The organism is Kordiimonas sp. UBA4487 (genome assembly GCF_002389025.1).
Taxonomy (GTDB): domain Bacteria; phylum Pseudomonadota; class Alphaproteobacteria; order Sphingomonadales; family Kordiimonadaceae; genus Kordiimonas; species Kordiimonas lacus.
In genome coordinates, this window is the sequence record NZ_DGNR01000014.1 from 251,590 (window position 1) to 275,709 (window position 24,120).

The window sequence follows — 24,120 nt, forward strand, 5'->3', positions numbered from 1 at the left end:
GCACATGGCTTCGGTAACCGATCAGGCGGTCCCGGCGAAGAAAAGCCGTTTTCCGGATTCGCTGGTTCTGATTTTTTCAATGATTATCATCGCGCAGCTCCTCAGCTACGTGATTCCGTCAGGCACGTTCGAACGCGCGCCGGCACCATTTAACGAAAGCCGCGACATGGTGGTGCCGGGCACATACGGCCCGGTCGCAGAAGCGCCCACACTGGATGTCTGGCATTTCCTGTCGGCCATCCCACGCGGGCTCGAAGCCGCGCAGGACATCATTTTTCTGGTGTTCCTTGTAGGCGGTGTGATTGCGCTTTTGCGCGCATCAGGCGCCATTGATGCGCTGCTATTTCGCGCTGTGCGCACCTTTGACGGCAATCCCGGCATATTGATTGCCGGCACGCTGACGCTTTTCGGCATGGGGGCTTTCACCATCGGCATGGGCGAGGAATATATGCCGCTGATCCCCATTCTGGTGACCATGTGCCTGGCGATGAAGCTGGACAGCATTGTCGCCATGGGCATCCTGTGGGCCAGTTACGGCGTCGGCTGGGCCACGGCGGGCACCAACCCGTTCGGGCTGTTGATCGCACAGAATATTGCCGGCCTTCCGGCCACATCCGGCCTTGGGTTCCGGATCGTGCTGTTTGTGCTCTGCCTGTTAATTGCCTTCCAGCATATCTATGCCTATGCCCGCAAGATCAAAGCAGACCCATCAAAAAGCCTGGTGGCTCACGTGGATTATTCCAAGGGCTTTGACTTGCCGCACGATGTCGCCATGACGTGGCAGCGGGCACTGATCCTGACGGTCTTCATCGGGGGCATTGTCCTGTTCGTTTATGGCGCCCAAACGATGGACTGGTATATCGGCGAGCTGAACACCATCTTCCTGGCCATCGGCGTGCTGACCATGCTGATTTCACGCATGGCGCCGAATGATGCGTCCAAGACCTTCATCGATGGTGCGGCTGAAATGACCGCGGCGGCGCTCCTGATCGGCTTCGCACGCACGATTGAAGTGGTGCTGACCGACGGCATGATCATCGACACCATCATCAATGCGATTGCGGGCCTACTTGAAGGCACGGGCCCAAGTGTTTCTGCCCTTGGCATGCTGGCGGTGCAGACCATTACCAACTTCTTCATTCCGTCGGGTTCGGGTCAGGCATTTGTCACCATGCCGATCATGTCGCCGCTGGCGGAACTGACAGGCGTGAGCCAGCAGACCGCCGTTCTGGCCTACCAGTTCGGCGACGGCTTCACCAACATGGTGGTGCCCACAAGCGCACTGGTGGTGGGCACACTTGCGCTGGGGAAAATCCCCTATGTGCAGTGGGTCAAATTCGTGATGCCGCTTCTCTTGAAGCTGTTCACGCTGGCGGCAGCGGCGCTTGTGTTCACCGTTCACTTCGGGGAGCTGGTGGGCTTCGCCAACTAAGACGCAAGGAGGCCAGACATGGGTTATAATCTCGATGCCTATTCCCCGGCGGAAATCGCCAAACGAGTAGAAGACGTCGGGGTAGCGAAGGTTGGCATGCCGGCCGGGAAAACCCTTGTTCTGGCCATCCTCGCGGGTGCCTTCATCTCTCTTGGCGCCGTCTTCTATACGCTGGCAATGACAGGCAGCCCGCTGGGCTTTGGCCCTGCGCGCGTCCTGGGCGGCCTGGTATTTTCCACCGGCCTGATCCTTGTGATCGTTGCAGGCGCTGAACTGTTCACAGGTAACAATTTGATTGTCATGGCCTGGGCGGACCGCCGGGTGACCCTCTGGGCGCTCCTGAGAAACTGGGGCATCGTTTATATAGGGAACCTCATAGGCGCCTTGGGCACCGCAGTGCTTGTTGTGCTTTCAGGCATCTATGACATGGCGGGCGGCGCGGTTGGCGAAACCGCAGCCTCGATCGCCGCGTCCAAGTTGGCCCTGCCCTCAGACCAGGCCTTTTTCCGGGGTGTGCTCTGCAATGTCCTTGTGTGCCTTGCTGTATGGCTTTGTTTCGCCGCCCACAGCGTCACGGACAAGATCCTGGCCATTGTACTGCCAATCTCAGCGTTTGTAGCCCTTGGATTCGAACACTCGGTCGCCAATATGTATGTTATCCCAGTTGCGATGCTGGACGGCACAATCGGCTGGGACGGCGCGGGCCTGATCATCAATCTGGTCTGGGTTACGGCAGGAAATATTGTTGGCGGCGGCGGGCTGGTTGCCCTTGTCTACTGGTTGGTATATGGCCGCGCCACCTAAGTGTGGGATACGTATGGCAACACCAGGCCACAACAGCCTATCCGATCTGGACCGCAAGCGCCTGAAGCGCGTGCACCGGCTGGCCCGCCTCTTGGACAGCCAGTTCCGCATCCCCGGCACCAATATCCGTTTTGGTCTGGATAGCATCGTCGGGCTTCTGCCTGTGGCGGGTGATACCGTCACAGCCACCTTGGCCGCCTATATCATCTTTGAAGCCTTCCGGATCGGGGTTCGCCGCACCATCATCGTTCGCATGCTGGGCAATCTGGTGATTGACTGGGTAGTTGGCTCCATCCCGGTGATTGGCGATCTGTTCGACGTCGGCTTCAAGGCCAACCAGCGCAATATCCGGCTGATTGAACGGGATTTAGGCGTCGCGCTCGCGGACCTCTAGCCGTACTTCCGCCTTGGGGCGCTGCACGAGGCTGACAAGCACGCCCGAGATGATCATCAACAGGAACCAGGAGCCCAATTTCGAGGCTGGCACAAAGTCCCACCCATCTGTCTGATGCGGATAGATCCAGATGCGCCCGAGGGTGCTGAAATTCTCTGCCCCCCAGATCACGGTTGCGATACACACCAGTGCAAACATCAATGGCAAGCGGCGGCGGTGGCCGGTTGGTACGGTGAAGTAGACCCAAGTCCGGCCAAACAGCAGGATCACAGCCAAAAACAGCAGGTACCGCAGATCAAAGAAGAACTCGTGGCTAAAGAAATTCACATAAATGACAGCGGACAAAACAACCGTCGCCCAAAACGGCGGATAGCCAGTGAAACGGAAGTCAAACAGACGCCAGACCCGGGCAAAATAGCTGCCCACAGACGCATACATGAAGCCGGAGAAGAGCGGAACACCTGCAATTCGAAGCATGTTGTCTTCGGGGTAGGTCCAGGACCCGTTCGCGGTTTTATAAAGCTCCATCACCGTGCCGACGACATGAAACACCAGGATAACCTTGGCCTCGTCCCAGGTCTCAAGCCGAAACTTAAGCATCAACACTTGGATCAGGAGGGCCGAAAGAAACAGGAAGTCATAGCGCGCCAACAGCGCATCTTCAGGCCAGAAGTATCGTGTCAGCAGGATAAGGATGATCAGCAGCGCGCCGAACAGGCAGGCTCGGGCCTGCATCAAGCCAAACCATCCCAATTCGGCGAGCCCGCTTCTCATCCTTCCAGGCTTTCCTTCAGCTCTTCGAGTTCCAGCCAGCGCAGTTCCTTGGCGTCCAGCTCATCCCGCCTAGCTTCAAGCTCCTTGCTCAGCGCATTGAAGCGGGCCGGGTCCTTGGCATAAAGGCTTGGGTCCGAAAGTTCGGTTTCCATCTGTTGCATCTGCTGGCTCAGGCTCTCCACTTCGGCCGGCAGGTGATCAAGCTCCCGCTGGTCCTTGTAGGAAAGCTTTGTGGCCTTCTTTCGGCCCGCATTCTGGGGCGCATCCTTGATGGAAACAACCTTTGCCTTTTCCACCTTGGGTTCCGCCTTGGGGGCCACTGAAAGCTTCTTCTGCGTCAGGTAATCCGTGTAGCCGCCAGCATATTCGGTGGCCGTGCCGTCGCCCTCGAGCACGATGGAGCTGGTCACCACCCGGTCCAGGAAGTCCCGGTCGTGGCTGACCAGAAGGATTGTGCCTTTATAGTCTGCCAGCACCTCCTGCAAGAGGTCCAGCGTGTCCATATCCAGGTCGTTCGTGGGCTCGTCAAGGATCATCAGGTTCGATGGCCGGGCAAAATTCTTGGCAATCAGCAGCCGGTTCCGCTCTCCACCTGACAGCGCCGAAACAGGTGTATGCGCCACGCTTGGGTCAAACAGGAAGTCCTTCAGGTAGGACATGATGTGTTTGGTCTCGTCGCCGATATGAACCCATTCGCCGCGACCACCCGTCAGCACATCTGTGATGGTCATGTCGTCCTTCAAGTCGGCGCGCTTCTGGTCAATCAACAGCGTCTCAAGGTTGGTGCCGCGCTTGATGTCGCCACTGTCGGGCTCCATTTCCCCGATCAGCACCTTCAGGAGCGTGGATTTTCCCACGCCGTTCGGCCCGATGATGCCGACCCGGTCGCCCCGGTTGATGCGGATGGAGAAATCCTCGAACAGCGTCCGACCCTCAAAAGCCTTGGAAATACCCTTGGCCTCAATCACCCGCGCGCCGGACTTGTCAGCGCCCGCGAGCGAGATATTCACCTGGCCCGTGGCCTTGATCACGCCGCGGCGTTCCTGCCGAAGACCCTGCAGACGGCGCATGCGGCCCTGGTTCCGGGTCCGGCGGGCACTGATGCCTTCAACCGACCAGCGGGTTTCTTCCTTGATGAATTTATCCAGCTTCTTCAGCGACTCTGCCTCTTCGCCATAAACCTTTTCCTGCCAGGCCTCGAACTTGTCGAAGCCCTCATCAAGCCGCCTGATCTTGCCGCGGTCAAGCCACAGGCAGGCGGTCGCCAGGTTATTCAGAAATGTCCGGTCGTGGCTGATCAGCACCATGGCGCCGCGCCAGGCCTTCAAGTACCCTTCAAGCCATTCGATGGTCGCAATATCCATATGGTTTGTCGGCTCATCCAGCAGCAACAGGTCAGGCTCGCCGATCAGCGTACGTGCCAGTGCCGCGCGCCTCAGCTCCCCGCCGGATGCCGTCTTGGGGTCGGCGTCGCCGACCACGCTCAGGTCTTCAATCAGCACGTCTGCGCGGTAGGTCTGGTCCTGCTCATCCGCGGGCAGGCCGGCGACGATATAATCCTTCAGCGTGGCATACTGGCTGGCGTCGGGTTCCTGCGGCAGGTAAGCGATGCGTGCGCCGGGCTGGACCCAGCGTTCACCGCCGTCAGCTTCGATGATCCCGGCCACCAGTTTCAGCAGCGTCGATTTGCCGGTACCGTTACGGCCCACCAGGCAGAGACGTTCGTCATAGCCGATATGCATTTCAAGCTTATCCAGCACCGGGTCCGCGCCCCAGTGCAGGTCAATGTCTTTCAAGCTCAAAATCGGTGGTGCCATGATGTCTCTTTACCAGGTGTCTTGCGCCCCTTGCGCTTTCCGTGCCTTATACCCAGCTATAGAAGACGCATTCAAGTACGGATGCATTCAGACCAATAAAATCCGGCCAATAAAATCCGGCACCTTGCCGCTGGGGAGCAGGCAGGAAAGTCGGGCAGATGGGGGGACAGCATAGTGACACTTGATACTTTTTCAAACGCGCAGGTACAGACGCAGGACATTCCATCTGCGGGCACAATCGCCTTCGAACCGCTACACCAACGGCATGCCGTCCTTTTGATCACCGAGTCCCTTCTGGTATGGGCGGTCCCGAGCGTGGCTTTCACCGTTCTTCTGGCGCTCGGCAAGATTGAAAGCAGTTTCCTGAGCGCCCCATGGGGCTTTCTGCTGCCACTTGCCGCCTTGCCGATCATCTTCATTGCCTGTCTGCTACAGGCCAAGCACAGCGGCTTTGCGGCGCGCACCCATGACATCCATTTCAAGGCAGGGGTCATCTGGCGGAAGCGCGTGGCGCTCCCGTTCAACCGCATCCAGCATATTGAAATCGAACGCAACCCCATTGAACGGGCCTTTGGCTTGTCGACGCTGAAGTTCTTCACCGCCGGCGGTGGCTCGGCGGACATGAAAATCCCTGCTCTGGGCGAACAGCAGGCTACAGACCTGAAATCCTTTGTGCTGAAGCTCGCTGGTGAAGCCGATGACCGCGCCTGAGCAACAGGCCGCAACACTTGAAAGCCTGAGCGGCGAGGCATGGAACCGGCTTGCGCCAGCGGCCATTATCCATTTCATTATCAAGTTTGTTATCGGCTTTGCCAAAAACGGCATCCAGAATGTGGCCTATCTGGGCGGTATCGCCATTTTCACCGGCGACAACCGGTGGTTCATCCTGGGCGCGATCGCTGCTGTTGCGGGTGCAGCCCTCCTGGTCGGAGGCATCCTTAGTTACCTCAATTTCCGCTTCCGCCTTGATGGCCAGACCTTCCTGATCCACCGTGGGGTCTTGAACAAGAAGCGACTGACCCTGTCATTCGACCGCATCCAGAATGTGGTGGTCAAGGAACCCTTCTATTTCCGCCCCTTCGGCCTTGTTGCCCTGGCGCTGGAAAGCGCGGGCTCAAGCGATGAGGAAGTCAGTCTGGCAGGCATTCCCACATCGCTCGCGCAGGACATCCGCCGCGCTGTGCTGGAGCGCCGCAGCAAGCCCGCCGCGACCGCGCCCACATCTGAGCGCAGTGAAAGCGAAGGTCCCGATGTAGCGCCCCAGACCAAGACTGAAGACAGCGAACTACTGTTGGCACAGCCGGTGTCAGAGCTGGCGCGCTATGGCCTGTCGAACAACAATATCTGGGTGGTTGCGGGTATCGCTGTTGGTGCAATTTTCCAGCAGTTTGATGCCTGGGAGGAGGACGCCGAAGCCTTTATCGAAGCGTCGGTTATACCGGTAACGGGCGATGATTCTACCATCCTCGGGCTTCTGTTTGCCGCAGGGCTTTTAACTGTCCTGCTGTTGCTGACGCTCTTTTCGGTCATTGGCGCGATCATTGTCTATTACCGATTCCGCTTGTTGTACGCGGACGGGCGCTATCACCGGGAAACCGGCCTGTTCGAGCGGCTTGAAACCAGCGTGCCCGAAACCAAGGTGCAAAGCCTGCAAATCAACCAGCCCTGGCCGGCGCTGCTGCTGGGGCGCTGGCACCTGGTGATGAAACAAGTCGGCTTTGGTGGCACAAACAACCCGGCGCAGAACCGTAAATCGAACTTCATTATCCCCAGCGTGCTGCCAGCCTTCTACCAGGCACTTTCCAACAGGCTGTTTGGGCAAATGGATTGGCAGACGATGCAGTTGCGCGCCATTTCGCGCTTCTATGTCTGGAAGACCGTTTTCTATTTTGCCCTGCTGCCTGCCATGTTGGCGACCATTCCACTCGCTGCCAATGTCGGCATGGCCGGGCTGGCACCGCTACTCCTTCCCTTCTTGGCAATTCCCTTCGTAATACTTCGCCACGCGCGCTTCGGCTATTGGAGCGACGGCAAGGTCGCTGTTGTCCGGCAGGGTTTTGTGGGGACACGCATGACTGTCTTCCCGTTTCATAAAGCCCAGACCGTCTCCCTGACGCAAAGCCCAAGCCAGCGCCGCTGGCAACTGGCAACGCTGAAGGTTCAACTGGCGGGACAGACACTGACCATTCCCTACATGCCGCTTGCCGACGCCGAAGCATGGCGGGACCGCATCCTTTATGAAGTGGAGACATCAAGGAAGGCGTGGATGTAAAATCCCTCTTTACGGAAAAAATACTCCCTATGACTGTGTTTTCTGTGGTGGGTACTGCCAAGCGGCAACGTCCCTTATCTACTGATGCACGATTTTTGGGGAAATCTGATGAAACTCTTTTTGACAACAGCGGCCATTCTGGCCGCTGCTACCACCGCACACGCGGACGACACCAAACATTTTGATGGTGGCTATATCGCAGGTGAAGGCGGTTACCTGACCGGCGATGGGCCAGACGGCGCCTACTATGGCGGCTTTGCCGGCTTCCGGTGGCAGGACAACAATAATTTCGTTTTCGGCCTTGAGGGCTCGTTCGGGACCACGTCCGTAGGAACCTACTATGACGAGTCCGATTCCGAAGATTTCTATAAAAGCCAGTGGACAGCGCTCGCCACCGTAGGATACGCCAACGGCCGCAACCTGTTCGTCGTCGGTGGCGGGTATGCGCGTGCCAACTCATCCTATGTCTATGGCGGCGAGAGTACTGACGTCTCCTATGGTGCATTCGCTGGCATGGTGGGATATGAGCATGCGTTTGACGACCTTATCAGCCTGCGGGCCCGCGTGGTCACCTATGAATTCAAGCAGTTCATTCCAAGCCTGGGCTTTGTCTTCCGCTTCTGAGGCATCTCCGGCTCAACTGAAAAAGGCGCCATTTGGCGCCTTTTTCCTCGTCTGTTTTTTGGGGCCTAGACCATCAACTGATCCTTCACCGGCAGGCGACGGATGCGTTTTCCAGTTGCAGCGAAAATGGCATTCGCAAGCGCTGGTGCCACTGGCGGCACACCCGGTTCACCCACACCGCCAGGCACATGGTCAGACTCCAGGATCACCGTCTCTACATGAGGGGCCTCGTCGATCCGGCAGACGGGATAGCCGTCGAAATTACCCTGCACCACCGCACCGTTTTCAAACGTAATTTCAGTGTGCAAGGCATGGCTGAGCGCAAATACCACAGCGCCTTCCATCTGTGCCCGTACCCGGTCCGGGTTCACGGCAACACCGCAATCTACGACCATCCAGGCGTTCGGGATCTTCAACTCTCCGCTGTCGGTGACTTCCACCTCAATGGCGCAACCGACATAGCTGACAAAACTGCGCTGGACACTGATGCCCATGCCCCGGCCTTTAGGCATATTTTTACCGTAGCCTGACACAGCCTTCAGCTTCTTCAGCACGGCCTTCAGGCGGGCTGTGTCAACCGGGTGACGGTCCGGCTTTTCACCATAGTTGAAATAGTCGGCACCATCATCGGCCGGATCAATCAGGCGGTCAGATCCGATCATGTCCATCCACATGTCGTCGGTGCTTTTCCCCGCAGCATGGGCCAGTTCATCAACGAACGACCCCACAGCAAAGGCATGCTGGATGTTGCAGACAGACCTGAGCCAGCCAATGCGCGAATGCCCCTTGGCCGTGCCGGTATTCACCTGCAGGTTCGGTACTCCAAACGGCATATCCAGAAGACCGAGCCCCAGTTCAAGCGGTACAGGAGCTTTGGTGCTTGGGTCGAAGATCTCAAAAATCGACGGGAAGACAGACTTATGCTTCCAGGCCGTCACCTTACCGTCCGCATCCAGCGCGCCTTGCACCCGCTGTGCAGCGATGGCGTGATAATAACCGTGGTGCACGTCGTCTTCGCGCGTCCAGACCATTTTCACAGGCTTTTTGGCGTGTGTGGCCAGAATGGCGGCCTCCGCAGCAAAGTCAGGCTTGGATTTCCGGCCAAACGCCCCGCCCAGAAGCGTGGCTTCCACATAAACCTCTTCCGGCTTCTTGCCCACATATGGCGCCACCGTGGCCTGCACGGATTGCGGGTCCTGACAGGATGTCCATATACGCAGCGTATCGCCGTCCCACTCCGCCGTCGCGGCGGGCGGCTCCATGGTCATATGGTGCAGGTTGGGCACGAAATAGTCGGCCTCAACGATTTTCGCAGCCTCGGCAAGCGCCGTATCCACATTGCCACGGCTCAGGCGGGTGTCGTCTTCCCCATCCACCGATTGCCACAGCGTCTGTTCATAGGCCTCGGTGTTGTAAGATGCATTATCGCCGTCCTCGAACTGGATGTTCAAGGCGTCGCGCCCCTTCATGGCAGCAAAGGTGTTGGTGGCCAGCACAGCCACACCGCCGAGCGGGCGGAAGGCGATAGGCTTGTCGAATGCGGGCAATTCCACCACATCCACAACGCCTTTGACGGCCATGGCGGCATCCTTGTCATAGCTTTTGACCTTGCCGCCAACCACGGGCGGGCGGGCCGCCACTGCAAACAGCATACCCTCGCGCCGCACGTCCTGACCGAACATGCTGGAACCCGTCACGATATCTTTCATATAGATATTGCGTACAGGCTTGCCGATCAGCTTCCAGTCCGGTTTGGACTTGAGCTTCAGGGCGTCAGCACTTGGAGGCTGCAGCTCTGATGCAGCCTCGACGAAAGCGCTATAATCTTCGGATTCGCCTGTTACCTTGTTGTGAACACGGTGGTTTTTGGCTTCCACGTCGCTTTCGGCCACTCCCCAATGGGCAGCGGCGGCTGCTTCCAGCATCTGGCGTGCACCGGCACCAGCAGCCCGGTAGGCATCATAGAAGAGGCGGATGGACGTAGACCCATCTGTATTCTGGTCACCGAATTTCTTATCACCGTATGCAGGTTCAAACACCAGCCGCGACCAATCGGCTTCCAGCTCATCTGCGATGATCTGCGGCAAGCCTGTCCGGCTGCCTTGGCCCATTTCCACGCGGTGGATAAACAGGTGGACAGTGCCGTCAGGGTCAATAGACAGATAAGCCGAGTTGGAAAGCTGCCCGGCCTTGCCCATGACTTCAGCACGCACACCTTTGGCCAGGATCGGTGCCGCAATCACAAGACCAGAGGCAACGCCCATGGTTTTCAGCGCACCCCGCCGGGATAGATTCTGGAGATCGAAACTCATAGCTGGCCTCCCTTGACTTTGCCCGACGCCACGTCGCGGATGGCTTTCTTGATCCGCTGATAGGTGCCGCAACGACAGATGTTGCCGTACATGGCTTGATCAATGTCGGCGTCCGTCGGGTTGGGGTTGTCCTTCAACAGGGACGCAGCCTGCATGATCTGGCCAGACTGGCAATAACCGCACTGGGGTACGTCATTTTCGGCCCAGGCGATCTGCAGCGCATGAAGTGTATCGCCGTCGCCGAGGCCTTCGATGGTTGTGACCTCAGCACCTTCAACGTCTTCCATCCAGGTCTGGCACGAGCGGGTCGCGGTACCGTCCACATGCACAGTGCAGGCGCCGCAGAGCCCGGCACCGCAGCCGAACTTGGTGCCTGTCATGCCCGCCAGGTCGCGCAGATACCACAGCAGCGGCATCTCGCCGTCACCGTCGAATGAGACGGTCTGGCCATTCAATTTGAAGTCCATTGGAAATCCCCTAACAAATCCGTTTGTCGCGAACGGGGATTATAACGATGCGGGCGCTGCTGTCTAAACAACTATTGTTTATCAGGACTGCCCTTGACCGCTGGTGGCTCACTCAAAATGGCTATTCCTTAAATAGCTATTCCTTTAGGCGAACACTTTCCACATGGGCGGTCACAGCACCAGGCTTCCAGGTGTGCGGCACCCCCTGGGGCATATAGTAGCGGATGTTCGACATCTGCCACACATCACCTGGTCCCAATGGCTTGTTGTTCCGGTCGATGCCATAATCGTCTTCATGCACGGGGTAAAAATCGGCCTCATGCACAATATCGCCGTGTTCGTTCAGAAAATTCACATGAACGCGCACTTCGGTCACTGTGCGCTGGCCATTATTCCGCAACTTGAACCATACCAGCGGCATACCTGCCTGCTCACCCGCTGTGCCCCGCCCCGCAAAAAGGCCTTCAATGGCGATCTTGGCGCGGTAACTGTCGCGTGTTTCCTTGGTGACAGGTGCAGGCTCAGGCAGCTCGGACAGCGCAACAAAAACCGGTAACGCAACCAGGGCCAATGCCGCTCCGAAAAGAAGACCTTTATTGTTCATGCTTACCCCCCAAGCCAGATCACTTGCGGGACGTTATAACAAGACAGCGCAGATTGCAGCTTCTTTTTGTCCGCAAGACAACAAAGCTACCGTCACGGTTGTGGGCGTGAAAAGACCCACTGGTCGTCCGTCGAAGCAGTAGCGTCATACTGGTAACCGCCGACGGTGAATTTCTTCAGATCTTCAGGGTTGGTCAACCGGTTATCGATGACAAAGCGGGTCATCATGCCCCGCGCCTTCTTGGCCATGAAGGAAACCACGCGCGCGCGGCCTTCCTTGATTTCCTTGAACACAGGCGTGATCACCCGGGCCTTGAGCGCCTTCTGCTTCACCGCCTTGAAATACTCGTTCGAAGCCAGGTTGATCAGCACGTCGTCTTTGCCATCAAGGTCTTCATTCAGCGCTTCGGCAATCTTGGTGTCCCAGAAGCTGTAGAGGTTCGGGCCCTTTTTGTTCTTGAACTTGGTGCCCATCTCCAGCCGGTAAGCCTGCATCAGGTCCAAGGGCTTCAGAACGCCATACAGGCCCGACAGAATGCGCACATGATCATTCGCGAACGCGCGGTCGTCTTCACTGAGCGATTTCGCATCAAGCCCCACATAAACATCGCCCTGGAAAGCATCCAGCGCCGGGCGGGCATTGGCAGGAGTGAAGGGCGTCTCGAACGCTTTGAAGCGCGCCACATTCAGGTCCGCCAGATTATCGGAAATGCCCATCATCGCCTTCAGGTCATGCGCCTTCAACTTCTTGGCATAGCCCGCGAGCTCTTCAGCTTCGGCCATCAATGTCGGCGTGCCGGCGTCAGACGCCAGGTTTTCGCTTTCGAAATCAAGCTTCTTGGCCGGTGAAAGAACGATGATCATTTACTGCTCCCTGAAACAAATACTTATGGCTGTGGCCCGCGAACCTTGCGTACCCGCCCGGCCAAACCCCATACGAGTGTGATGCTGGAAGCGATCACAAGCATGACGAAGGCGGCCTGGTTCACGGTCTGCCAGCCATAGAGGTTCAAGATAAGGCCCGCGGCGAAGGACGCAACCCCGGTGGTGGAGAAAACCAGAAATTCATTCAAACCCTGCACCCTGCCCTTCTCGGCCTGGGTATGCACGCGGGTAAGCAGTGTGGTACCGCCAACAAAACAGAGGTTCCAGCCAAGTCCGAGGGCTATCAGCGCCACGGAAAAATGCATCACTTCAATCCCGGACAGGGCCGTCATGAAGGCCACGGCAAAAGCCATATGCCCCACCACAAGGATCGGGAACAGGCCGAAGCGCTGGATCAGGAAACCGCTGAACAAGCTGGGCAGGAACATGGCAATCACATGCTGCTGGATGACCTCCGGGCTTGCCTCGCCAATCCTGCAAATCTCCATGGCGAGCGGTGTTGCCGTCATCACGAAGCTCATCATCGCGTAGCCAAGCGCCGCATTGATCACCGCCACGATAAACCCAGGCTGGCGCACAATGGCACTCATCAGGCGGGCATCCGCGGGCACCCCTTCGCCATCGTCCACATGAAAGGCTTCATCCAGTGGCCGCAGGAAGGCCACAGGCACAAACACACAGCCTATGGCAACAGCTGCGAAAATGAAGGCGCCCAGATAGTCGACACCCTCGAACAGGCCACCGAAGAAGCGCCACAGGGTTGGCACGAAGAAAGACGCCACCAGCCCACCAATGAGGACGAGCGAAATCGCCCTTGGCGACATAGCGGGCGGCACGCTTTCCGCGGCCGCGAAGCGGTAATATTGCGCGCTGGACTGGAAAGGCCCAACCATCAGCGCACCCACGCACAGCAGGATAAAACTGGCGCTGAGGACCGCATAGGCCATCATCAGCGCAGACATAAGCCCGATGGTAGCGCCCAAGCGGAAGCCGAAGCGGCGCGATGTGCGCTGCATGATCATGGACATGGGCGCGGTGGTCAGCGCAGTTGAGATGATCGCCAGCGTCACCGGAAGGGTGGCGAACTTCGGGTCGGGCGCGGACGCAATCCCCGCCAGCCCTGCGAAGGTCACCATTGTCATGCTGGTGGCCAGGAAACAGGCTTGCGCCATAGCCAACAAAATCACGTTCCGGTACTGATCCACACACTGTCCTTCGCTGACCGCCTTCAGGCGCTAGTTGGTACTCACCTGCTGGCGCAGTTCTTCAATCTTTTTGACCATGGCCTGACGCTTGCCCTCGTGACGCACCCCGAAGCGCTGCTCCTCGCTTTGCTCAAACCCGCCCCGCAGAAAGCCGACGTGAATATCCCCCGCGTCAGCCATCTGTCTGAGTGTCAGGAATAGCGCGACCTGATCCATGTAAAACAGTTGGCGCCCAAGCGCCACATTGGTACGGGTCACATTTATGAGATAATGCCGCACCCGGCGCGCGAAAGCACATCCCGCTTCGTTTGCCTTGACCGACAAAAGCCCGGCCGCCAAATTGCTCCAGGGCAGCCGCCAATAGCCACCACCTTTGCGCCAGATCCAGCTGCTGATGCGGATATCGCCTTCGTCCACCGTCATGCTTGAGAGCGGCGCATCAACCCAGCCGTCAATATCAGTAATGGTGACAGTATCGTAAGCATCCAGGAAATCAGGCAGCGAGAGATACCGCGCGCAGGCGCTGATGGCGGGCACATACTCCGGCTGGCTGGCCGCAATCTCATTCGCCTCAAGGCTATAGTTGAGCTGCACACCATAAGCTGCCTCCCACGCGTCCAATTGCGCTTCAAGGTCCGCAGGTGCCATGTCGCCATTCAAAATATGAAGATGCACCAGCGCCCCTGGGCTCATCACACCAACACTTTCAAGATACAGGGCTGCATAGAGATCAAAATAATGCTGGTTACAGCCGACCAGAAGCGCATGCTTGGCCCCCTCGTGCCGGAACACATGCCGGACATGGGATGTGGCGGCGTACCAACTTTCAAGGGCCGCAGCCTCATCCCCCTCTATGGCACCGGTTTCCAGAACCGTCTGATACTGCCGGATCACAGGAGTGGAAAAGCCCCGCTTGTTGTTGGCTTTGGTATAAAGCGGCAGGGCTTCATCCAGCTTGCCTTCAAGCGCCAGCCGCCCGGCGCGAAACACATATGCGGTTATGCCGTCACGCGAGAGAATATCCTGGAGGTGCGGCGCGGCGGCAAGCGCATCCAACTGCCCCAGCAGCACGCTGGGGTCGCGAATATAAAGCGGCATCGCGGGTCGGTAGGTGGCGAAAAACAGCATCTCGAACAAAAGGTCCAGCAGCCGCGCCATCTGCGGGCTTTGCTCCGCCCACGGGCGCTCCCTCAGAAGCTTTCCCGCCGCAGCTGCAACAATACGCCAGCGCTTCTCGGCAAATGCCATTTGCGCCAGCTCAACCAGGAAGGCGGGGGCCAACGTGCCGATCTGCCCAAGCACAAAGCCCGGATTTCCCAGGAAATTCCCCAGAGCCTGCAGGTCCGGATCTGCGCGCCTTAGACCTTGTGCATGGCGAAAAATGCCAAGTTCAAATTCGTTCAAACGCGTCGTGTCGGCTTGCTCGAAAATCCTGGCAACTTCATCCGCCAACGCTGGCGTCTCTGCCACATAAGCAGGCCAGCACTGCCAGGGCCAGTCATAGGCTTCCTGCGCGCCGATTTCGGCGTCATGCAGCACCCGCAGGGCATCAGCCGCCGATAGGCCCGCAGCAATGCCTGTCAGTTGCTGTTTCAAAACGGATATCTGTCCTGTTGCCACAGGCTCCATGAAATGCCCCCACGTGATCTTGCTGTAAGTTGCCTTCTGGAGGCAGCTTTACTACAGCCGATCACGCCTGCCTAGTGTCCACATGGGAGGCGTGCGACGGGCGCGGGATGGCAGGCGCATTGTTGGGTGAAGGCCGCCGGGCCCTGCCCGCCCCCGCCCTGATGGTGCTGCGGCGCAACCGGTCGGCGCACAGCTTAACAGCATGCGGCCCCAACCCAACCGGGGGACGGGCCGGTAAATTCGCAGCCATCGCCGCCAGAATATAGGCCTTCAAAAGCTCCGTGAACCGTGAACCGAGCGAGCCTTGTTCAACTTTGATAAACATCTGGTCCGTGCCGGCGCCCGCAACCTCGATCGGTGTTTTATTTTGCCAATTGGGCAAGGAAAGCGTGTCTGTCAGCGGCGGCGCCAGCCATAGGCTGTCATACCGTTTCAGGTAAGCTTCCATGTGTACGAAACCGGTGACAGCCAGAACGGCGTTCCAGTGAGCTTCGCTCAGCACGGCGCTGGCGTTGCTTTCAAACGTGATGTCACACGGCAGGCCAATCCGCTTCTCCCAGCGGTCCAATTCACGGCACAGGCGCAGGGTTTTGCCCTCTGCATTCAGGACATGGAAATGCAAACAGCCGGTGAAGCCTTTGGCCTGAAGGTCGGCCAGCAATTCCGGGCCGCAGGCCACAAGCGCTTCCACACTTGTGGGCACAACCAGACCTGTTTTGCCGCCACTATGACGCCAAGCATGATCGGTATGGCTGCGGTCCTGATACCATGCGCGATTCTTGCGGAAGTCGAGAATCAGCTTGTCGGTGAACTCAGGAAAAATGGGTGGGTCAGCTTGCTTCAGGGCAGCATCGGCTCTTCTGGGCTTCCCCGACTGCGACCGTATCGCCATGTCAAGGAACGGGTCCTTGGACGACCGCCCGAAAAGCATCTGAAAAAATCGCCCCATTGCTGTCCAAAGCTGCCGCATCTTCTCAACTCCCCGGTATGCACCCAAACAGGTTACCCTTCATGAATGCCGGGTAATTGTGATCGGATGATGTCGGCATTTTGCGGCGGGCGCCTTATTTTCATTAAAATCCCCAAAGCCGCAGCCAGCCTTGCGAATTTAATGGCCGCCATTCCAAAATCTGGTTGCACATTCGTCCTTTTTCGCAGACAAAGACGCCAAAGAAATTGTCGTCAGACGCACAAGAATAATTTGATGAAGGACGCCCCAATGACCGCAAGCCGGAAAAACTACCGCAAAAAAATGATCGGCAATCACAAGCTGAGCCCGGAAACACAGATGATGGGCTATGGCTATGACCCCGCGCTTTCCGAGGGCTCCCTGAAGCCACCAGTGTTCATGACCTCCACATTCGTGTTTGAAAGCGCCAAGCACGGCAAAGAGTTTTTCGAACTGGCCTACGGCAAGCGCCAGGCGGCAGAAGGTGAAGAACCGGGCCTGATTTATTCCCGCATCAACAACCCGGACCTTGAAGTTCTTGAGGACCGCCTGGCCCTTTGGGAAGACGCGGAAAAAGGCCTGACCTTCTCCTCGGGCATGGCTGCGATTTCCACCTGCCTGTGGGCCTACCTGCGCCCGGGTGATGTGATTGTCTATTCCGCGCCCATCTATGGTGGCACCGAATTCCTGATCCGTAACATCCTGCCTGAGTTCGGCATCAAATCGGTGGAATTCGAAGCTGGCGGCGACAAGCCGACGCTGGCACCCGCAATCGAGGAAGCCAAGAAACTGGGCCGCGTGGCAGTGATCTATACCGAAACACCGGCGAACCCGACGAACGGCCTGATTGACCTACACACCTGCCGCGACCTCGCGGACAAGCTGGGCGAAGACACCGGCCACCGCCCTGTGATCATGACAGACAACACCTTCCTGGGCCCTGTGTGGCAGAGCCCGCTGGAGCACGGCGCGGACATCGTGATCTACAGCCTGACAAAATATGTTGGCGGCCATTCCGACGTTGTGGCCGGTGCGGCCATCGGCAACATGGATGTGATGGGACCGGTGATGGGTTTCCGTACCATCCTGGGCACCATGTGTGACCCGCATACCGGCTGGCTTTTGTTGCGATCGCTTGAAACGCTGAAGTTGCGCATGACTGCGGCGGCAGAGAACGCCAAACAGATTGCGGTTTACCTGCGTGACCATCCTAAGGTGAAAAAGGTCCACTATCTGGGCTTCCTGAAGGAAGACCACCCCAGCTACCATATCTTCCGCGACCAGTGCGGCGGTGCGGCTGGCTCCACCTTCGCGTTCGACATCGACGGCGATGAGGCGGCAGCCTTCCGGGTATTGGATGCGCTGCAGATCATCAAGTTGGCGGTCAGCCTGGGCGGCACCGAAAGCCTGATGGAACACCCATTTGCCATGACCCATGCGGACGTGCCGGACGACGTGAAGGTTCGCCTGGGCATCACCGAAAGCATGCTGCGGATTTCCGTTGGCGTTGAAAATGCCGACGACCTGATCGCAGACCTGGCCCAGGCGCTCGACGCCGCCTGATTAGTGGGCTCACAGACAATTCAAAGGCGGATCCATTAAAGGTGGTTCCGCCTTTTTATTTTCCTGTTTAGGGTGGACTAATGACGAAGGGAGGAACACTTCATGGCCTATGATGAACAGTTGGCTGGGCGCGTCAGGCATGTACTGGACGGCCTTCCGGAAGTGGTTGAGAAGAAGATGTTCGGTGGGCTGTGCTTCATGGTAGCCGGACACATGTGTTGCGGCATCGTTGACACCCGGCTGATGGCCCGTGTCGGCCCCGAAGCGTACGAAGACGCCCTCAAGGACCCCCATGCACGCCCCATGGATTTCACCGGCAAACCGATGAAAGGCATGATCTATGTTCAGCCGGACGGGACAGCAGACACAACAGCCCTTGAGGCCTGGGTCAATCGCTGTCTCAGTTTTTCGCTTTCCCTGCCACCCAAATAAGCTTCCCAATGTGGCAATTATTGCAATCACCGGCTTGCACGCTGGCAACTTCATGCTAGTCTGAGCGCCGCCTTTGGGGGCGTCTAAATTGGAACACTATGCGACAGGTTCAGGATGTCATATTTGGCGAGTGTGCGGATCTCTCCCGCCCAATCCTTGCCGAAGCCTATCAGTGGGTTTTGGAACACCTGGCTGCTGATGGCATGGTGCCGCGCAGCGATGTGTCCGGCCCCAAGCTGGCATCTTTCATCCGACATGCATCGCTGTTTGAACTGGTAATAGAAGACGGCCAGGTTCAGGACTATCACGCCCGTGTACTGGCAAGCCATATTGCTGATAATATCCAGGAGATTTCAGGGCGCACCGGCAAGGATACCCTGCCCGGTGAACTGTTCGAACGCTGGCGCATCACCGCCCAGTATCTGATTGAACACCGCCGTCCTTTTCGCACCCAGTCACAGGTGTTCGGCAAGGAAAACAAGAATGCAGAAAGCCTGATTGCCCCTGTCTCAGAAGACGGGGAGTTGACCCACGCGCTGGTGTTCACCGAATATTGGTTTGACCAGCCTCTATTCTCTCACGAAACCTAACGCAGTCTTCACTCGTCGGCTGGTCGATGCCGTACAGGATGCGCCAGCCAGTGGCCGCGCGCGCCAATGTGATCTGATTCACCCCACACCCAACCAACTCGCCGTCGAACAAGACTTGGAAGGGCGCCCATACAGTCGCCAGGTCATCTGACGCCTGCAGCACCCGGACACCGAAGACCTGTTCGTCCGCTTGGCCCGGCTTCAGGGTATCAACCCAGCCTGCCCATTTCTCGAAGGTGCCCTGGTGCAGGGTGCCGTCTTTCTTCAGCCGGTCAAGCTTCGCGCCCGGCACCACAAGCGCGCGAATAGCATCCCCGTCGCCCGCGCGCATGCCGTCAAACAGCTTGGTGACAACATGGGCAGGGCCATCGCTTGCGGTCGCTGGCAGGCTAAAGCCCAGCATCAGGGCAGCCATCAGTAACGGTTTCATGGAGTTTCCCTTTGGATCAGGCCGACTTGTCAGCTGCTGGCTCAGAAGCTTCTTCCGCGTCCGCCACAAGCACCCGTTTAGCCGGAATGAAGATGGTGAAGCTTGTGCCCTTGTCTACCTTGCTCTCAAGCTCGATATCACCGCCATGCATGTCGATGAAGGCCTTCACAAGCGACAGACCGAGACCTGTGCCTTCATGAGACCGGCTGAGCGCTGAGGCTGAGCGCATGAAGGGCGAGAAGACAAGCTCTTGCTCTTCTTCCGGGATGCCGATGCCGTGGTCAGACACCTTGATGGCCATCCGGCCTTCGTCATCCATCCAGGATTTGAGCGTCACATGGCCGCGGCCTTCAGGCGTAAACTTCACTGCGTTCGACAGCAGGTTCAGCACAGACTGTTTGATGCGCAGTCGGTCGCCATACACCTGTGGCAGGCCGTCTGGCACTTCCATAACAATCTTGAAGCCCTTCTGTTGTGCCTGACCGGTCACCAGCGCATGGCTTTCGTGGAAGAGCTTGTTCATATCCACATCTTCCTCTTCCATCTTGAACTGGCCAGCTTCGATCTTGGCCAGATCAAGCACTTCGCCAAGCACGTCAGAAAGATGTTCGGAGGACGAGCGGATATCCTGCAGATATTCACGGTATTTTTCATGCCCGATCGGGCCGAACATCTGGTCGGCCATGATGGATGAGAAACCAATGATAGCGTTCAGCGGTGTCCGAAGCTCGTGGCTGACGTTCGCAAGAAACACAGACTTGGCGCGGTTCGCGGCCTCTGCCTGCTCCTTGGTGACAATAAGTTCCATCGAGGTTTTCTTGGTGCGCTCGACTTCCTGCTCAAGCTCCCACGACCGTTTCCTCAGCGCTTCCTCGGATGACGAGAGCGCCTTGTTGGTAGACCGAAGGTTATCCAGCAGCACCTGCACGGCGTCGAACGCCAGGTTGATCTGGCCAGCCAACAGGCCCAGTTCGTCTTTCTTGTGGCGCTTGTGCACGCCGATCCGTTGCTCGCCCGGGTGCTCAGGGCTGATGGAAGAAATCTTTTCCACAATCTGCGCCAGCGGTTTCGTCAGGCCCTGGTGGAACGCGAAATAGAGCAGCATTACCAATAGGAGGTTCCGCACGAACCCCGACAGGAAGGTGGTCACCGCCCGCGAGAAGAAGGGCTGCAGGCCGACGGCCCGGTCAATTACCACGCGCAGGCTGCCCGGCCGTTCGGCCATGGTATCCGGCAGGTCCAGCGGGAAAATATAGGTTTTCACATCGTCGATAAAGAAGCGCGCATAGTTCACACTGGCGGGGCCGAAGTTGGTGGTGTCTGCCTGGTCGCCCGCAAGGATGGAGCCGTGGTCGTCAAGGATGGCTGCCTCGGCCACATACTCATATTCCATGAGGCCCGAGACCACTTCCTGCGCCAGGTCGCTGTCCAGGATAAGCACCGCACGGGTGGCCGCTTTTTCGGCCACCTGCAAGCTCTTGTTCACTTTCTGGTCAAGAATGCCGCCTTCTTCAAGGTAATCGAGATACACTTGCCCAGCCGATAAAACCAGACCCACGGCGAACGCAATGATCACCGCCGTTCGTGCCAGCTTGAATGAAATCCTGTCAGACCAGTGAAGCTGCAAAGATTATCCCCTTACGCGACCCCTAAGACCACTATTGAGGCGTGGAACAATAAAGACTTGGTTAACACCCCGAAAATTTGTCCTTAATTTGGGGTATCTTTGGCTTTATTACCACTCGCCTGTATTCGGCATACTGCTCCATGGCTCGCGCGATGGGAGAGCATCCCCCTTTTGCAGAAGCTCGATGGAAATATTGTCCGGGCTGCGCACGAATGCCATTCTGCCATCACGCGGCGGCCGGTTAATGGTCACACCCTTATCCATAAGCCTTTGACAGATATCATAAATATCATCAACCGCATAGGCTAAATGGCCAAAATTGCGGCCAGAGCCATACTCTTCCGGGTCCCAATTGTAGGTCAGCTCTACCTGTGCGTCTTCGTCACCGGGCGCTGCCAGAAATACAAGCGTAAAGCGACCGGCAGGCACTTCCTTGCGCCCGACCTCAATGAGACCCAGTTTATTGCAGTAGAAATCCATCGATTCGTCGAGGTCCGTCACCCGGACCATTGTGTGAAGATATTTCACGCCATTCGTCTCCCTTGTCTGGTTAATCAGGCGGCAAAGATGTCAGCCATCAGGCCTTCGAGATACTGTTTGTCGGTCTCGTCGAATGAGCCGTGTTGGGTCGAATCAACATCCAGCACCGCAATCAGCTCGCCTGCCTTGTTCCAGACCGGCACAACGATTTCCGAATTGGAGCGGCTGTCGCAGGCGATGTGGCCGGGGAAGGCATGCACATCTGCCACCACCTGGGTTTCACCCGTGGCAGCCGCCGCACCACAAACGCCTTTGCCAAACGGAATGCGAAGGCACCCAAGCGTGCCCTGGTAAGGGCCCACAATCAGCTCCCTGTCCTTTTCCGGGTCCACAACATAAAAGCCGGTCCAGAAGTATGTCTCGGGGAACGCGCCGGCGAGCAGACAGGCCACCGTTGCCATCTTTGCGGTCACATTGGTTTCGCCCTCAAGTACGGCGCGCACCTGCTCGACAACCAGTTCATATTGTTCCTGCTTACTCACCACATATCTCTCCTTGAGGGGACTATCGCCTGTGCCATCAACGCATATTCAGCGGCCTTATGCCTTAAAAGAGACCACCAGTGCCAGTCACGATTACACGACCAACTCGTTGTTATTGGCTTTTGCCCCAATGTGGCATGCACGACCATTTTTGCAAGCCCACTCTAGTAGCTTGTGCCAGCTCCCCCCTGCACCCCATCGCGCTTGACTTACGGGCAGTTGCTCCGTAGTTGTAACCTAAAGGTTTCATCCAGAAACCCTTCCTTTACAGGAGCAGCCAAATGGCACCACAGCAGTCAGCCGCACAAACCCTTGAAAAATTCATGCAGCGAACCGCGATAGGCACGTTTCTGCTGGCGGTTTCCTACACCATTGGCACAGCGGAATTTCTGGTGTCTGCGGACCTGGCCGAAACGCTGAACATCATCCAGAAACCGATTGGGCTTCTGGTGATCCTGATCGTGGCGCCCGCCGTCTGGTCCCTGAAGCGCATCGGCGCCATCAAACCCCGCCCCGGCTGCGATGAGCCCGAAAGTTTCGTCAAGGACATGCTTGCCCGGGCCTCGACCCTGGCTTTCAGCATCACCTTTGTGGTGCTCCTTGCCCTTCAGGTGTTGTCCGACAAAATCTTCACCGACCAGCCTCCCGCCTTCTTCATCGGCATTGCGCTGATGGTCTCGCTTTATGTCTTTAGCGTTAGCTTCTTTGTGCTGAGCCGCGACACCGGCGACGATGATGATTTCGGGGAGGACCGGGCATGACCAGCCTGACCAACCGCATTCGTGTATACCGGGCCGAACACCGCATGAGCCAGGCCGACCTGGCAGAAAAGATTGGCGTCACCCGGAAAACCATCAGTACCATCGAGGTGGGGCGTTTCGTGCCGTCCACCATCATCGCCCTCAAGATCGCAAAATATTTTGCTGTGCCGGTAGAAGAGCTCTTCAAGCTTGAGGATGACGACACACCGACGGTCGGCGACACCTGATCAGATTGCTGCCCCGGCCAGATATGGGACAGACCGGGGCGACATATTTTTAGAATTTAGCTGCGAGTGTCAGCCAGATTTTGTCGGTATCTGCCCCAAAGCCGTCGGCGTTATAAAAGGCCGCCTTCACGCTTGCCGTCAGATACTTGTTGATCTTCTTCGACACCAGAAGGTCGATCTCGCTGCCGTAGGATGTATCCCCAACGTCGCTTGAGAAATCATGATACACGGCCTTGAGGAGCATGCCCTTCAGGGGCCCTTCCCCACCAACCTTGTAGGCGACGGAGGCATAAGCGTCCTCAAGCCCGGCGCCCGGCGTGGCCAGGAACTTGTCGGCCCAGCCATTGAATTTGTGCAGCGTGGCCAAAGGTGTCTTGAAACTGATGCCATCGTCGCTGCCCAGCAGTTCATAGCCCAGCTGCGCAGTGAAACCGCTTGATGATGCGCTCAGGCTGGCGCCCCAGTAGTCCGCCGTATAGTCCGCCGGATTGTCCTTATAGTCAGACTGGCTGGCGTATTCGAGCTCATAGCCAAGCTTGAGCTTGTCCGTCACCTTGGTGCCTCCGGCAAAGCGGATGCCCAATGTGCTGCTGGAAAGGCCAAACGCGCCCGTGTCGTTCATATCCAGCAGATAGCCATAGGCTGTGAGCTTGCCGAACGATAGGCCCGAATAGCTCACATTGAAAATCTGGGTATTGGTATCAAAGTCGCCCGCGGGGTGGTCGTTGCCGAAAATCCGGTTCACATTCCAGATATAGCCATAGGACGCCGTCAGGTCCTTGCCTGCTGAGAAGCTGGCCAGCACGCCATCATAGGTCTGGTCGTTCTGGCGAAAGCCCACGGTGCCGATGAAGCGCTGATTATCAAGGTTGATGCCCTGGCGCCCGGCCTTCACGGTTACGAATTCCTGCTTGAACATCAGGTAGGCCTGGTTGAGTTCCGTGATGTCCGGGTCGGCCACCACCGGGCGGGTGATGTTGCCGTTTACGGTATTATTGTAGGTTTCCTTGCCAACGACTGTGGTGTTTGTGGCTTCCACATAGGCACTGAAGCCCTTCAGGTCGCCGGTTTTATACCACATTTTGGTCAGCAGCGTTGAAGCCGTGGCGTTCTTGCCAAAACCGTCCTGGTCAACAAGTTCCAGCCGGTAGCGCAGGTCAAGGCCCGCTTTACCGTCGGCAATGATATTCTGGGCCTCGGCGGCACCTGTAGCGAATAATGCGAAAATACTAATTGCTGTGAATGTAAATGGCCTGGCCATAAAGCTTTCTCCGGGCGGGGTATGAATTCTGCTGCTGTTG

The 24,120-nt window shown here is 57.5% G+C and carries 25 protein-coding genes; 11 read left to right on the forward strand and 14 right to left on the reverse strand.

Translation table 11 applies throughout. From position 1 onward, the window contains the following. Positions 1–4 precede the first annotated feature (4 nt). The 3 genes from B3Z17_RS16180 to B3Z17_RS16190 are packed head-to-tail and all read left to right on the forward strand — an operon-like array spanning position 5 to position 2,630. Positions 5–1,432 carry a YfcC family protein gene (locus tag B3Z17_RS16180; RefSeq protein WP_286830816.1) on the forward strand — a complete coding sequence of 476 codons (1,428 nt, stop codon included), beginning with the start codon at positions 5–7 and terminating at the stop codon, positions 1,430–1,432. Between the two features lie 18 nt (positions 1,433–1,450). Beyond that, positions 1,451–2,236: a formate/nitrite transporter family protein gene (locus tag B3Z17_RS16185; protein WP_286830817.1), complete on the forward strand. Its 786-nt coding sequence runs from the start codon at positions 1,451–1,453 to the stop codon at positions 2,234–2,236. A 13-nt stretch (positions 2,237–2,249) separates the two neighbouring features. After that, a complete protein-coding gene (locus tag B3Z17_RS16190) occupies positions 2,250–2,630 on the forward strand; it encodes a DUF4112 domain-containing protein (protein WP_286830818.1) in 381 nt (126 codons plus the stop codon). On the opposite strand, the gene B3Z17_RS16195 is transcribed toward B3Z17_RS16190, so the two are convergent. Both B3Z17_RS16195 and B3Z17_RS16200 read right to left on the reverse strand, forming a co-directional pair. Further along, positions 2,604–3,404 (reverse strand): DUF817 domain-containing protein, encoded by an 801-nt coding sequence (locus B3Z17_RS16195; RefSeq protein WP_286830819.1) that lies wholly within the window; start codon positions 3,402–3,404, stop codon positions 2,604–2,606. The two genes, B3Z17_RS16190 and B3Z17_RS16195, sit on opposite strands and share 27 nt — an antisense overlap. Continuing rightward, positions 3,401–5,221, reverse strand: a complete 1,821-nt coding sequence (locus B3Z17_RS16200; protein WP_286830820.1) for an ATP-binding cassette domain-containing protein — start codon at positions 5,219–5,221, stop codon at positions 3,401–3,403. Before B3Z17_RS16200 ends, B3Z17_RS16195 begins: the two co-directional genes overlap by 4 nt. 174 nt (positions 5,222–5,395) lie before the next feature. Here B3Z17_RS16200 and B3Z17_RS16205 point away from each other — a divergent pair, with 174 nt between their 5' ends. The 3 genes from B3Z17_RS16205 (at position 5,396) to B3Z17_RS16215 (ending at position 8,117) form a co-directional block, all read left to right on the forward strand. Continuing rightward, positions 5,396–5,932: a PH domain-containing protein gene (locus B3Z17_RS16205; protein ID WP_286830821.1), complete on the forward strand. Its 537-nt coding sequence runs from the start codon at positions 5,396–5,398 to the stop codon at positions 5,930–5,932. After that, positions 5,919–7,493, forward strand: a complete 1,575-nt coding sequence (locus tag B3Z17_RS16210) for a PH domain-containing protein (protein ID WP_286830840.1) — start codon at positions 5,919–5,921, stop codon at positions 7,491–7,493. Before B3Z17_RS16205 ends, B3Z17_RS16210 begins: the two co-directional genes overlap by 14 nt. 108 nt (positions 7,494–7,601) lie before the next feature. Then, complete coding sequence (locus B3Z17_RS16215) at positions 7,602–8,117, forward strand: outer membrane protein (RefSeq protein ID WP_286830822.1); 516 nt, start codon at positions 7,602–7,604, stop codon at positions 8,115–8,117. A 65-nt stretch (positions 8,118–8,182) separates the two neighbouring features. Here B3Z17_RS16215 and B3Z17_RS16220 read toward each other — a convergent pair whose 3' ends face one another. The 7 genes from B3Z17_RS16220 to B3Z17_RS16250 form a co-directional block, all read right to left on the reverse strand. Continuing rightward, positions 8,183–10,429, reverse strand: a complete 2,247-nt coding sequence (locus B3Z17_RS16220) for a xanthine dehydrogenase family protein molybdopterin-binding subunit (RefSeq protein ID WP_286830823.1) — start codon at positions 10,427–10,429, stop codon at positions 8,183–8,185. Further along, a complete protein-coding gene (locus B3Z17_RS16225; RefSeq protein WP_286830824.1) occupies positions 10,426–10,896 on the reverse strand; it encodes a (2Fe-2S)-binding protein in 471 nt (156 codons plus the stop codon). Before B3Z17_RS16225 ends, B3Z17_RS16220 begins: the two co-directional genes overlap by 4 nt. Positions 10,897–11,032: 136 nt before the next feature. Beyond that, positions 11,033–11,500, reverse strand: coding sequence for a hypothetical protein (locus B3Z17_RS16230; RefSeq protein ID WP_286830825.1), 468 nt, complete (start codon positions 11,498–11,500; stop codon positions 11,033–11,035). A 92-nt stretch (positions 11,501–11,592) separates the two neighbouring features. Then, positions 11,593–12,363, reverse strand: a complete 771-nt coding sequence (yaaA, locus tag B3Z17_RS16235) for a peroxide stress protein YaaA (RefSeq protein WP_286830826.1) — start codon at positions 12,361–12,363, stop codon at positions 11,593–11,595. Positions 12,364–12,386: 23 nt separating this feature from the next. Next, complete coding sequence (locus B3Z17_RS16240; RefSeq protein ID WP_286830827.1) at positions 12,387–13,589, reverse strand: hypothetical protein; 1,203 nt, start codon at positions 13,587–13,589, stop codon at positions 12,387–12,389. A gap of 30 nt (positions 13,590–13,619) precedes the next feature. Continuing rightward, complete coding sequence (locus tag B3Z17_RS16245) at positions 13,620–15,218, reverse strand: hypothetical protein (RefSeq protein WP_286830828.1); 1,599 nt, start codon at positions 15,216–15,218, stop codon at positions 13,620–13,622. Between the two features lie 61 nt (positions 15,219–15,279). Then, complete coding sequence (locus B3Z17_RS16250; RefSeq protein ID WP_286830829.1) at positions 15,280–16,188, reverse strand: hypothetical protein; 909 nt, start codon at positions 16,186–16,188, stop codon at positions 15,280–15,282. A gap of 249 nt (positions 16,189–16,437) precedes the next feature. On the opposite strand from B3Z17_RS16250, the gene B3Z17_RS16255 reads away from it, so the two are divergent. The 3 genes from B3Z17_RS16255 to B3Z17_RS16265 all read left to right on the forward strand — a co-directional run bounded on the left by B3Z17_RS16255 (position 16,438) and on the right by B3Z17_RS16265 (position 18,752). Further along, a complete protein-coding gene (locus B3Z17_RS16255) occupies positions 16,438–17,730 on the forward strand; it encodes a cystathionine gamma-synthase family protein (protein WP_349680336.1) in 1,293 nt (430 codons plus the stop codon). Positions 17,731–17,832: 102 nt separating this feature from the next. Next, positions 17,833–18,162, forward strand: coding sequence for a TfoX/Sxy family protein (locus B3Z17_RS16260; RefSeq protein ID WP_068302860.1), 330 nt, complete (start codon positions 17,833–17,835; stop codon positions 18,160–18,162). 98 nt (positions 18,163–18,260) lie between these two features. Next, positions 18,261–18,752 carry a hypothetical protein gene (locus B3Z17_RS16265; RefSeq protein WP_068302856.1) on the forward strand — a complete coding sequence of 164 codons (492 nt, stop codon included), beginning with the start codon at positions 18,261–18,263 and terminating at the stop codon, positions 18,750–18,752. On the opposite strand, the gene B3Z17_RS16270 is transcribed toward B3Z17_RS16265, so the two are convergent. The 4 genes from B3Z17_RS16270 to B3Z17_RS16285 all read right to left on the reverse strand — a co-directional run bounded on the left by B3Z17_RS16270 (position 18,706) and on the right by B3Z17_RS16285 (position 21,831). Continuing rightward, positions 18,706–19,182, reverse strand: coding sequence for a hypothetical protein (locus B3Z17_RS16270; protein WP_286830831.1), 477 nt, complete (start codon positions 19,180–19,182; stop codon positions 18,706–18,708). The genes B3Z17_RS16265 and B3Z17_RS16270 overlap by 47 nt on opposite strands. A gap of 16 nt (positions 19,183–19,198) precedes the next feature. Continuing rightward, complete coding sequence (locus tag B3Z17_RS16275; RefSeq protein WP_068302841.1) at positions 19,199–20,809, reverse strand: sensor histidine kinase; 1,611 nt, start codon at positions 20,807–20,809, stop codon at positions 19,199–19,201. Between the two features lie 108 nt (positions 20,810–20,917). Beyond that, positions 20,918–21,337, reverse strand: coding sequence for a VOC family protein (locus tag B3Z17_RS16280; RefSeq protein ID WP_068302839.1), 420 nt, complete (start codon positions 21,335–21,337; stop codon positions 20,918–20,920). A 26-nt stretch (positions 21,338–21,363) separates the two neighbouring features. After that, a complete protein-coding gene (locus tag B3Z17_RS16285) occupies positions 21,364–21,831 on the reverse strand; it encodes a GAF domain-containing protein (protein WP_068303164.1) in 468 nt (155 codons plus the stop codon). 281 nt (positions 21,832–22,112) lie between these two features. Between B3Z17_RS16285 and B3Z17_RS16290 the strand changes: the two genes are divergently transcribed. Further along, positions 22,113–22,592: a hypothetical protein gene (locus B3Z17_RS16290; RefSeq protein WP_286830832.1), complete on the forward strand. Its 480-nt coding sequence runs from the start codon at positions 22,113–22,115 to the stop codon at positions 22,590–22,592. Next, positions 22,589–22,819 (forward strand): helix-turn-helix transcriptional regulator, encoded by a 231-nt coding sequence (locus B3Z17_RS16295; protein WP_286830833.1) that lies wholly within the window; start codon positions 22,589–22,591, stop codon positions 22,817–22,819. Before B3Z17_RS16290 ends, B3Z17_RS16295 begins: the two co-directional genes overlap by 4 nt. Before the next feature lie 49 nt (positions 22,820–22,868). On the opposite strand, the gene B3Z17_RS16300 is transcribed toward B3Z17_RS16295, so the two are convergent. Then, positions 22,869–24,080 (reverse strand): alginate export family protein, encoded by a 1,212-nt coding sequence (locus B3Z17_RS16300; RefSeq protein ID WP_286830834.1) that lies wholly within the window; start codon positions 24,078–24,080, stop codon positions 22,869–22,871. Between the last annotated feature and the right edge of the window lie 40 nt (positions 24,081–24,120).